Raw genomic sequence first — 9,966 nt, forward strand, 5'->3', positions numbered from 1 at the left:
TCAATCGATTAAATCACTCCGCCGATAATCGTATCGGCGGCAAGATAACATTTACCCGCGATTAAATTACTCGCTAATATTTTTGTTAATAACAAATTTCATAACAAGGTTGGTAGGCGCTTCCTCCTGGTAATTTCATTCGATCTTGTTTAATAAAACTACGTAATAAATTATCGAGTTGCTTCATGATTTCGGGATCGCCTTGCAATTTGTATCGGCCATGCTTAGCAATTTCCTTCATACCGAATTCTTTTACATTACCCGCTACAATTCCCGAAAATGCTCGGCGTAAATCGGCTGCTAATAATTCAACAGGTTGATTTCGATGAAGATTTAATGAAGCCATATTGGCATGGGTTGGCTCAAAAGGGTGTTGTAGCGGTTCATCAATTTTTAGTAGCCAGTTGAATCCATAAGCATCACCTGTTTTTAAACGAGAAGATTTAACATGCTTAACACCCTCTTTCATAATACGAGCCACTTGTTCAGGTGAGTCGATCACGATTTGGTATAATTTCGTTGCCTCATCACCTAATGTACTACGAATAAAATTATCAATAGCAGTAAAATATTCCTCACACTCTTTAGGCCCCGTTAATATCAGCGGTAATGTTTGATGTTTATTGGCTGGATTTAATAAAATACCAAGAATATAAAGTAACTCTTCGGCTGTTCCTGGGCCTCCAGGAAATATGATAATACCATGCGCCATACGTACAAAAGCCTCAAGGCGTTTTTCGATATCAGGCATAATAATCAGCTCATTTACTAATGCATTAGGTGGCTCGGCTGCAATAATTGACGGTTCAGTCATGCCAATAAAGCGACTTTCTTTATAACGTTGCTGAGCATGACCAACCGCTGCGCCTTTCATCGGGGCTTCCATCACACCTGGCCCACAACCAGTACAAATGTTCAGCTCGCGCAAACCCAGTTGCATACCGACTTGTCGTGCATAATAGTATTCATTTTCGTTAATTGAATGCCCACCCCAACAGACAACCAGATTAGGCTCTTCACCCACATGTAGCGCATTTGCATTGCGCAAAATTGAGAAAACAAGGTTTGTGATATAAAACGAATGATCTCTTTCAAATTTGATATTAGAGATAAGTTCTTTAATGGCACTGATTTGACTATTTAAAAAAAGAATATCGCGCAGCACGGCAAAAAGGTTTGCTTGGATTGAACGAATAATTCGCCCATCAACAAAGGCACTTTCAGGTGCATTAATGAGCTCTAATTTTACGCCACGTTCTTTACTAATGACATTAATTTCAAAAGACTTAAATCTATCTAGCAAATCTTTAGTATTATCGGTTTTACTACCTGCATTGAGTGTTGCTAGCGAACAGTTTCTATATAATTGATAAAGCTCACTATTGGCAGATTTTTTTAGAATATCGACTTCAGCTTGAGCAAGCAAATCCATTGATCCTAAAGGGCTAATATGGGTTATCATCACAACCTCCATTTGATGGTTTTATCAGCAAATGGAGTATTATATACTTAAACTGATTGAATAAGTAAAGGGGATAAATTGGATAAAATCAAATAACCGCATTATTTTGCTAGACATTGTTTTAACTATAGGATTTCTGTATTTTTTATTCTTTCCGATTGGTAATAATACGAAAATCGGGTATCGTCATCCTCCTAGAAAGGTGATTATAATACATAACAATCGCCAAACGGTGGTGATGCGAGGTAGCGAATATCAATCCTCTTTTTACTTTCTTCACTTTTCTTTACTTCACCAAGTTCAAAACTTAATCTAAAAAGTCAAAATAAAAAAACCAATAAAATCAATACGTTTTCTGACGAATTTTTAAGTGGAAATAGATTAATAAAAATCAATTTGTTCATAGTCAAAAAATAATGCCTATGTTAGACTGAGCCAAACTCTGAAGCTCTTTTACCTAAGTGATTTTTCATAAGGTGAATTAGCCGCGGTATAGCGCAGAAATGGCTATGCTTCCCGATTTGGATAAGGTGTTTAATGTATATATGCAATTAGTTGATTATTATCAACGTCGATTTCAATATCTGCGTTTGTCGATTACTGAGCTGTGTAATTTTCAGTGTCAATATTGTTTACCTTATGGTTATCAACCCAAGAAAGGGCATAATTTTTTGTCGCTCAGTGAAATTGATCATGTTGTGGCAACATTTACTGAACTTGGGGTAAGCAAAATTCGCTTAACGGGTGGCGAGCCGACTTTACGTCGCGATTTTGTGGATATTTTGTCGCTCATTTCTTCTTACTCTAGTGTTAAAGAACTGGCCATTACCACTAATGGCTCACGTTTATTAAAAAATATTCATCACTGGCATCAAGCAGGTTTAAATGCAATTAATATTAGTATTGATAGCTTTTCTCCGCATTTATTTAAATTAATTACGGGTCAAGATAAGCTTAAAGAATTAATGCAATGTGTCGAAAAATCGTTAGAAGTAGGTATTAAAAAAGTCAAAATTAATACGGTGTTAATGAAAAACATGAACGATAATTTAGATGATTATTTGTCATGGATTAAAGATAAACCCGTAGAATTACGCTTTATTGAACTTATGGAAACAGGTGAAAGTAGCGATGTATTTAATCGTTATCACTTATCTGGCCATGTTATTGAGGCACAGTTAATTGCACAGGGTTGGCAGTTGCAACTCAAAAATCCACTATCAGGCCCAGCTAAAGTTTATGCTCATAGCGATTATCAAGGTAAAATTGGGCTAATTATGCCGTATTCAAAAGATTTTTGTAAAAGTTGTAATCGGTTGCGTGTGTCATCAATTGGTAAATTGCATTATTGCTTATTTGGTGAGGCCGCGGTTGATTTGCGTGATTTACTTCAAAGCTCAGCGCAAAAACAACAACTTATAACACGCATCTTTGCTTCGTTAAAAATAAAACCAGAAAAGCATTTATTACATGTGCATAATGTCGGTATGACTGGTAATTTATCCTATATTGGTGGGTAACTGGGTATTTTGTTTGGGTACTTTCGCAATTTGCCAATGTTGTATTGCCCATTGCAATAGCTGTTGTTGGCTGGCATCTTGCCAGTCTTTTGGTAGACATTGCCCTAAAAATTGCAGAGCGTGCGCCGTTAATGATTTGCTATTATTTAGCTCAATGGGCTTTGCATGGTTTTGTTTAGAAAGCTTATTGCCGTTGTTATCTAGTACTAGTGGTAAATGGCAATAGTTTGGCAGAGAAAAGCCAAAAAGCTTATAGAGTGACATTTGTTTAGCGGTAACCGGTAAAAGATCGGCTCCGCGCACAATTTCGGTGATTCCTTGTTTATGATCATCTAACACTACCACTAAGTTATATGCAAATAGACCATCTTTACGGTGAATAATGAAATCTTCTTGTGCACTAGCTGTTTCTACTGTTTGCAAACCACGAATTTTATCTGTAAATTCAGAAATAGGGTGGTTTTGTTTTAGGCGAATAGCCAACTGTGATTGGTTAATCTTTAAATGCCTATGGCGACAATAACCGTCATAATGCCCGTTAGGCAATTTCTGTATTCGTTGCCTTGTACAATCACAATAATAGGCTTGCTGATGACTCAATAGCGATTGTAATACTGCTTGATAACGTTCGTGGCAAGCCGATTGATATAATACGTTATCATCCCAATATAAATGAAATGTTTCTAAAGTCTTTAAAATGAGAGATGATGCGCCTTTAACTTCTCGTGGTGGGTCGATATCTTCGATACGAACTAGCCATTTGCCATGGCAAGATTTAGCCTGTAAATAGCTACCAAGCGCTGTCACCAATGAACCAAAATGTAATGGTCCTGATGGTGACGGGGCAAAACGACCAATATAACGCTTAGGCATATCGGGTTGAATGGCGGTGGTAATTAATAACGTAGCAATTACTTGCCCATTTGTTTTTCGCGAAGTTCTGCAAGTGTTTTACAATCGATACATAAATCAGCCGTTGGTCTTGCTTCTAGACGGCGAATCCCGATTTCCACACCACATGATTCACAATAACCGAAATCATCTATTTCGATTTTCTTTAATGTTTTTTCAATTTTTTTGATGAGCCTTCTTTCTCTGTCGCGAGCGCGTAGTTCAAGACTGAACTCTTCTTCTTGTGTTGCTCGGTCAGCAGGATCTGGAAAGTTCGCTGCTTCGTCTTGCATGTGCGAAACGGTTTTACCCATTTCATCTTTTAGTTGTGCAAGCCAAGCTTCTAAAATAAGCTTAAAATGTTCCAATTGCTTAGGATTCATGTACTCCTCACCTTTTGCCTCTTTATAAGGCTCAAGCCCAGCAACTGAAAGCAGGCTAAGTGAAGATGTGTTTGCTTTTTGTTCTTTTTTCACAGCAATCCCCTTAAGTGCAGATTATTTAAAAGCGCTAAACTATAGCAATAATTCAGCCTTTGGCAAATTTTTTTTATCATTTTTTTGCTTAAAACTAAATAAAATAATACAACTATATGTTATTAATTAAGATAATTACTTATCCCATTTCGTTAGTTCATTTTTAGGGCATCGAGTTACTAAGTCATATAATTTATCGTTATCGGGTAGAATCAGCGCTGGGCTGATGTCAAATAGTGGATAGAGTACAAATTCTCTATTTTTCATATGGTAATGAGGGATAGTTAGCCTTTCACTGTTAATGACTAAATCATCATAAAGCAAAATATCTAAATCTAAGGTTCTTGCGCCCCAGCGGTTGTCTTTACGCACACGGCCTTGCGCTTTTTCAATTGTTTGTAGCTCGTCAAGTAGTTCAATAGGGGATAAATTCGTTGTCAGTTTTATTACTGCATTCAGATAGTCATTCTGATTTTGTGGTCCAAGAGGTTTACTTCGATAAAAAGGTGAAATATCCGCTACTTTTGTGTTTGGCAACTGTTTTAATGCAACAATTGCACGATTGGCTTGTGCTAATGGATCTTCAAGGTTGCTGCCTAAAGCAATATAACAAGTTGACATAGTTGCGCTAATTTTCGATTTCAATTGAATGAGGCTATTTTAGCATATAACGTAATAGGCAAACATGATTATATAAATAGATTAATACTTATTGTTTCTGGCTTTGAGTTATTAAAATTTAATCATATCATCTTTAACTTATTATTTATTGTTCACTATTTTACTTGTGGTAAAGTAAACCCAATTATCAAATCGCTATAACATTTATTGAGAATGAAAATGAATTTAGGGCAACAATTAAGTTTTTTGATAAAAAACACGCCAATAATTCGTGATCCCCAAGTTATTAATTGTGCGATTAATGGGGTAACGGATTATTTTGCTTGTAGTTTGCAAGCTTGCCATGAAGATGACGTTCAGAAATTGCTAGCGTGGATAGCAGATGAGGGGGGAAATGCTAGAGCGTGGTTAATCGGCCAAAAGAAGTTAGTTACCGCAAGGCAAGCAGCGCTTTTTAATGGCTTTCAAGCGCACTGTTTAGATTATGATGATGTACATTCAGATGTTCGAGGGCATCCTTCATCAGTGATTTTGTCGGCACTTATTGCCAGCGTTCGATTAGACAATGTTAAGCAAAAGATTGATGGGCGGCGTTTTTTGACAGCCTATGTTATTGGTGTTGAGGTGATGGCACGCTTAGGTAAAAGTGTTAATCCTGAGCATTACGAAAAAGGTTGGCATGCAACTATTACTTTGGGGGGGATCGCGGCAACGGCTGCGATTTGTTACCTTTATGATGAACCGTTTTTATCGCAAGCTTTAGCTTTGTCGGCAACTCAAGCTTCGGGGATGCGTTTGTTAATGGGCACGCCAATTAAGTTTTTGCATGCAGGCTTAGCCGCTCAACATGCCATTCAGTCCGTTGAATGGTTAAGAGTTGGTATAGATGCCGATCAGAATTTTTTAGACGATAAATTAGGTTTTTTGGCTATTTATGGGCAAGGTAATACACATTTTGATTTAAGTCATTGGGGGGATGTTTGGAAGATTGTTGAACCTGGTTTATGGTTTAAAAATTATTCTTATTGTTCAGCTGCGGCCTATGTTGCCGATGCGGGGCAATTATTATATCAAGATCCTGATTTTAATCTTGATAATGTTAGTGATATTACGATTTATTTTGTGCCATCAAATAGTGATGCGGCATTGATATATAAGACACCTTCATTAGCGCAACAAGGGCGTTTTTCGGCTGAATATATTTTGGCTTTAACCTTGTTAGGGTTACCGTTAAGTTTCGAGCAGTTTTCTGCAAAACCTATTCCTTATGAAATCAAACAATTGATGCAAAAGATGACGCGCAGTTATCAAATACAGCTTGCGCCACATCCTGATGCTTATAATGGGCGTTATGTAATTATTGATATTTTTCTCAAAAACGGTAAAACAATAAGCCAACGTGTTGATATTCCTAAAGGCTCACCTAAAAATCCATATAGCCAGAGTGAAATGTCGTTAAAGTTACTTTCCGCAGTTAAAGATAAATCGAAAACAGCACGGTTATTAACAGATATTCAGCAACTGGCAACAGGTTTGGATCTTCGCCAATTTTTATTATCTTATTCTTTTACGCTTTAATTTTCATATGTTAATCAGCAAGGCAATTTAATCACTAATACAATTTAATCACTAGTACAATTTAATCATCAATACAATGAGTTAAAGTCGTTGTGGCTATTGTTCAAATTTCGAAGTCAATTTCATCTGTTAGCTGGCGCAAAAAACGTTGTGTAGTTTCATGTTGTGGGTTGTCTATGACTGATTTTGCTGGCCCTTCTTCAACAATCACGCCATCAGCCATAAAGATGACGCGGTCTGCAACGTACTTGGCAAATTCCATTTCGTGTGTCACGATAATCATAGAGGTTCGTTCTTTTGCCAGCTGTAGCATGACTTGTAAGACTTCGTGTACTCGTTCAGGGTCGAGCGCAGAAGTGGGCTCATCAAATAATAGTACTTTGGGTTTGACTGCCAGTGCTCTTGCAATTGCGATGCGCTGTTGCTGACCACCAGATAAGGTAATGGGATATTGTTTGGCATAAGGTAACATACCAACGCGCTTTAATAATGATAAGCCGAGTTTTTCCGCTTCTTTTTTATCTATCTTTTGCCCAACAATAAGCGGGTAGGTAATATTTTCTAACGCTGTTTTATTTTTAAATAAATTGTAGTGTTGAAAGACCATTGCTGATTGTTTGCGTAAATTGGCCTCTTCTTTATGACTATAATGTTTTGCATCAAGCGTTGCTGAGCCAATTTGAATTGTGCCATTATTCGGTTTTTCTAATAAATTTAAACAACGTAATAAGGTGGATTTGCCAGATCCTGATGGCCCAATAATCGCAACTACTTCACCTTGCTTGATATTTAAGTTGATTTCTTTTAAGACTTCATTATTAGCAAAACGTTTAGATAAATGCGATACTGTAATCATAACATTCTCCTTAACGATGATATGGCGCAGAAAGTTTTTGTTCTAACTGTTTTTGTATCCATGAATAAATCACAACAGTAAGCCAGTAAATAATGCCAACAGCTAAATAGGTTTCAAAGTAGAGAAAAGAATTAGCGGTTAACATTTTTCCTGCGGCTAATAGCTCTTGAACGCCAACAAAAAAGGCGACAGAGGAATCTTTAAGTAATGATATAAACATGTTTCCTGTATTTGGTAAGGCATTGATCATGGCTTGCGGAAGAATAATGCCTCTGTAGACTTGCATTTTACTTAACCCAACCGTTAGCCCTGCTTCTTTCTGCCCATGATCAACTGACTCTAAGCTTGCTCTAAAAATTTCGGCTAAATAGGATGAGTACTTTAAGCTGAAACAGATAATTGCAGCGGTAGTTGCGCCCATTTGTTTTAAAATAGGAAAAATTTGCGGTAGACCATAATAAATAATAAAGAGTAAAACGACGGATGGTATGCCACGAAACAGTGAAATAAATAGTGCAAAAATAGAATCGATAATGATTATTTTGTTGTTGCGTAATAGCGCAATAGCTAGCCCTAATATAATGGCAATCGTAATCGATACAATGGTAATAAAAAGTGTAACGGGCAGATAAGGTAAGATCTGCGGAAATACACTTAAGAAATAATTTACATTAAAATTCATGATGTAATATCTTCACCAAAATATTTAATTGAAAGATTTTTCAATGTACCATTGGCACGTAGCTTTTCGATGGCTTGATTGAATTTTTCACGCAGCGCTTGGCCTTTTTCGTCTTTACTAAATGGGAAAGCAACCTGCTCAATAGTAATTGGCTCTCCAACTAATTTGAACGGTAGATTTTTACGTTTAATTTCAGCAAGTAAAATAGGTTTAGAATTGACATAACCATCAACTCGTTGGTATTCCGTATCATACATTGCGCCATCACGGGTTTCGTAGGTTTTGATAGTTACGTCGTTATTAGGGAAAGCTTTTTTTAGGTTATTAATATGATTCGATCCTAGCACACCAGCAATAGTTTTATTTTTAAAATCAGATAGCTTATTAATATCTTTGTTATCTTTATGGGTTACAATCTGGCTACCGTAAAAGCTATAGGTGTTGGAAAAGTCATATTTATCTTGACGGGCTGGTGTTATGGCAACCGCATTTGCAACGGTATCTAATCGCCCTGAATCAAATTGCCCCATTAAACCGCCAAATTCAGCAATCACCCATTCGACTTGATAACCTAGTTCTTGAGCAATGGCTTGAGTTACTTCAACATCAAATCCCACTAATTTGTCATCTTGTTTATAACCATTTGGATAGCTTTGTCCTGTAGAGCCAACTTTAATGATATTTTGCTTTGTTGCTTGGTCGTTGGATTTATTATCACAACCAATTAAGGCTAGACTGGTTAATAAAATAGCGGATAATAACGTACTTATTTTTTTCATGCTTTATTACTCCTTTGTTTCCATTGGGTATAGCTTTTATGGTTTAAGATTTTTTCAAAATAGAAGGTCGTATGATCGGGCGTTAAATCTGCTTGCCCTATTTTTTTATAACCTTTATTTATATAAGTTTGTACAAGCCATGGATGATTTGCTGCGGTACCTAAGGTCACAGCAGGTAATTTGAGTTGATTAATCAGGATTTGCTGTTCAACAAAATTCCATAATGTATTTCCATACCCTTTACCCTTATATTGAGGATCGGTTGCAAACCAACCTAAATGCGGTAACCCATAAGGTCCAGGATTATTTCCCCATGGAAAACGAATACTTAACGTGGATAGTAGCTGTCCCTCTTTCTCAAATAGATACACCGCATTAGATTCAAGATGCTCAGCAATTTGTGATTGATTGGCGGTTGCAGCTGCAAAATGAATGCCTAATTTAGTCGTGGCATGATAAGCACGATGTAATAGTGTTTGATAAGCTGGAATGTCATTATGAGTCATTAAGCGAAAACTCATGCTAACACTCCACAATGATCAGCATATTTAATCACTTGTTCTACTTTTTCAGGAGCAGAGCCGAGATAGTTAATAGGATCAAGCCAAGCATCAAGTTCAGATTCGGTAAACTCGTTGTTCAAGTTGGGATCTTCTAATAGGATGTCTTTAAATGGTCGATTTTGTTCAAATGCTTTCATTGCACTTTGGTAAACTAAATGGTGCGCAGTCTGTTTGCCTAATCGTTTACCTATTTCAAACATGACTTTTTCAGACAGCAGTAAGCCATTTTGTAGTTGTAAATTAGTTATCATGCGATCAGCGTTAACTTTTAGACCTTTTAGTACAGTTAATGCGATTTGTAATTGGGCTGAAATATAAAGGTTTATTTCAGGTAGTGCTATCCACTCTGCTCGCCAGCTCATGGCATCACGCTCATGTTCAACTTTCATTGATTCATGAATTAACGCAACACTTTTTAAAAGTGGTGCCGTTAGGCTGGCTAATCCTTCTAATGCTGCTGGATTGCGTTTATGTGGCATGGTTGTTGATCCAATTTTTCCTTCAGAAAAAGGCTCTTCGATTTCGTTAATTTCGGTAC

Annotated in this window: 10 protein-coding genes, 1 pseudogene and 1 riboswitch; of the genes and pseudogenes, 2 read left to right on the plus strand and 9 right to left on the minus strand. The window is 36.8% G+C overall.

The window, feature by feature from the left end:
* Positions 1 to 85 precede the first annotated feature (85 nt).
* On the minus strand, positions 86 to 1,462 hold the full coding sequence (gene ppnN, locus A9G45_RS03930; protein ID WP_065567399.1) for a nucleotide 5'-monophosphate nucleosidase PpnN: 1,377 nt from the start codon (positions 1,460 to 1,462) through the stop codon (positions 86 to 88).
* Between the two features lie 428 nt (positions 1,463 to 1,890).
* Positions 1,891 to 2,011: riboswitch (molybdenum cofactor riboswitch) on the plus strand.
* Here ppnN and moaA point away from each other — a divergent pair.
* Positions 2,008 to 2,982, plus strand: a complete 975-nt coding sequence (gene moaA, locus A9G45_RS03935; protein ID WP_065567400.1) for a GTP 3',8-cyclase MoaA — start codon at positions 2,008 to 2,010, stop codon at positions 2,980 to 2,982. Its footprint overlaps the riboswitch before it by 4 nt.
* Here moaA and gluQRS read toward each other — a convergent pair.
* The 3 genes from gluQRS to folK form a co-directional block, all read right to left on the minus strand.
* Positions 2,962 to 3,855 (minus strand): tRNA glutamyl-Q(34) synthetase GluQRS, encoded by an 894-nt coding sequence (gene gluQRS / locus A9G45_RS03940; RefSeq protein ID WP_065567401.1) that lies wholly within the window; start codon positions 3,853 to 3,855, stop codon positions 2,962 to 2,964. The genes moaA and gluQRS overlap by 21 nt on opposite strands.
* 38 nt (positions 3,856 to 3,893) lie before the next feature.
* A complete protein-coding gene (dksA, locus tag A9G45_RS03945) occupies positions 3,894 to 4,349 on the minus strand; it encodes an RNA polymerase-binding protein DksA (RefSeq protein WP_065567402.1) in 456 nt (151 codons plus the stop codon).
* A gap of 135 nt (positions 4,350 to 4,484) precedes the next feature.
* Positions 4,485 to 4,970 carry a 2-amino-4-hydroxy-6-hydroxymethyldihydropteridine diphosphokinase gene (folK, locus tag A9G45_RS03950; RefSeq protein ID WP_065567403.1) on the minus strand — a complete coding sequence of 162 codons (486 nt, stop codon included), beginning with the start codon at positions 4,968 to 4,970 and terminating at the stop codon, positions 4,485 to 4,487.
* A 219-nt stretch (positions 4,971 to 5,189) separates the two neighbouring features.
* On the opposite strand from folK, the gene A9G45_RS03955 reads away from it, so the two are divergent.
* Positions 5,190 to 6,548 (plus strand): MmgE/PrpD family protein, encoded by a 1,359-nt coding sequence (locus A9G45_RS03955; protein ID WP_065567404.1) that lies wholly within the window; start codon positions 5,190 to 5,192, stop codon positions 6,546 to 6,548.
* Positions 6,549 to 6,651: 103 nt separating this feature from the next.
* Here the strand turns inward: A9G45_RS03955 and A9G45_RS03960 are convergent, their stop codons facing one another.
* The 5 genes and pseudogenes from A9G45_RS03960 to A9G45_RS03980 form a co-directional block, all read right to left on the minus strand.
* Positions 6,652 to 7,404: an amino acid ABC transporter ATP-binding protein gene (locus tag A9G45_RS03960; protein WP_065567405.1), complete on the minus strand. Its 753-nt coding sequence runs from the start codon at positions 7,402 to 7,404 to the stop codon at positions 6,652 to 6,654.
* A gap of 10 nt (positions 7,405 to 7,414) precedes the next feature.
* The gene (locus A9G45_RS03965; protein WP_065567406.1) at positions 7,415 to 8,086 is read right to left on the minus strand and encodes an amino acid ABC transporter permease; all 672 of its coding nucleotides are present in this window, start codon (positions 8,084 to 8,086) and stop codon (positions 7,415 to 7,417) included.
* On the minus strand, positions 8,083 to 8,865 hold the full coding sequence (locus A9G45_RS03970; RefSeq protein ID WP_065567407.1) for an amino acid ABC transporter substrate-binding protein: 783 nt from the start codon (positions 8,863 to 8,865) through the stop codon (positions 8,083 to 8,085). The genes A9G45_RS03965 and A9G45_RS03970 overlap by 4 nt, the downstream gene beginning before the upstream one ends.
* A complete protein-coding gene (locus A9G45_RS03975) occupies positions 8,862 to 9,386 on the minus strand; it encodes a GNAT family N-acetyltransferase (RefSeq protein WP_065567408.1) in 525 nt (174 codons plus the stop codon). The genes A9G45_RS03970 and A9G45_RS03975 overlap by 4 nt, the downstream gene beginning before the upstream one ends.
* Positions 9,383 to 9,966, minus strand: a pseudogene (locus tag A9G45_RS03980) (lyase family protein); the annotation flags it as partial. The gene A9G45_RS03975 and the pseudogene A9G45_RS03980, both read right to left, overlap by 4 nt.

This window comes from Gilliamella sp. HK2 (assembly GCF_001690265.1).
Classification (GTDB): Bacteria; Pseudomonadota; Gammaproteobacteria; order Enterobacterales; family Orbaceae; genus Gilliamella; species Gilliamella apicola_C.

Bases quoted from the DNA above. Each gene is read 5' to 3' on its own strand.
- ppnN (WP_065567399.1), bottom strand. From the start codon at position 1,462: ATGATAACCCATATTAGCCCTTTAGGATCAATGGATTTGCTTGCTCAA.
- moaA (WP_065567400.1), top strand. From the start codon at position 2,008: ATGCAATTAGTTGATTATTATCAACGTCGATTTCAATATCTGCGTTTG.
- gluQRS (WP_065567401.1), bottom strand. From the start codon at position 3,855: ATGCCTAAGCGTTATATTGGTCGTTTTGCCCCGTCACCATCAGGACCA.
- folK (WP_065567403.1), bottom strand. From the start codon at position 4,970: ATGTCAACTTGTTATATTGCTTTAGGCAGCAACCTTGAAGATCCATTA.
- A9G45_RS03955 (WP_065567404.1), top strand. From the start codon at position 5,190: ATGAATTTAGGGCAACAATTAAGTTTTTTGATAAAAAACACGCCAATA.
- A9G45_RS03960 (WP_065567405.1), bottom strand. From the start codon at position 7,404: ATGATTACAGTATCGCATTTATCTAAACGTTTTGCTAATAATGAAGTC.
- A9G45_RS03965 (WP_065567406.1), bottom strand. From the start codon at position 8,086: ATGAATTTTAATGTAAATTATTTCTTAAGTGTATTTCCGCAGATCTTA.
- A9G45_RS03970 (WP_065567407.1), bottom strand. From the start codon at position 8,865: ATGAAAAAAATAAGTACGTTATTATCCGCTATTTTATTAACCAGTCTA.
- A9G45_RS03975 (WP_065567408.1), bottom strand. From the start codon at position 9,386: ATGAGTTTTCGCTTAATGACTCATAATGACATTCCAGCTTATCAAACA.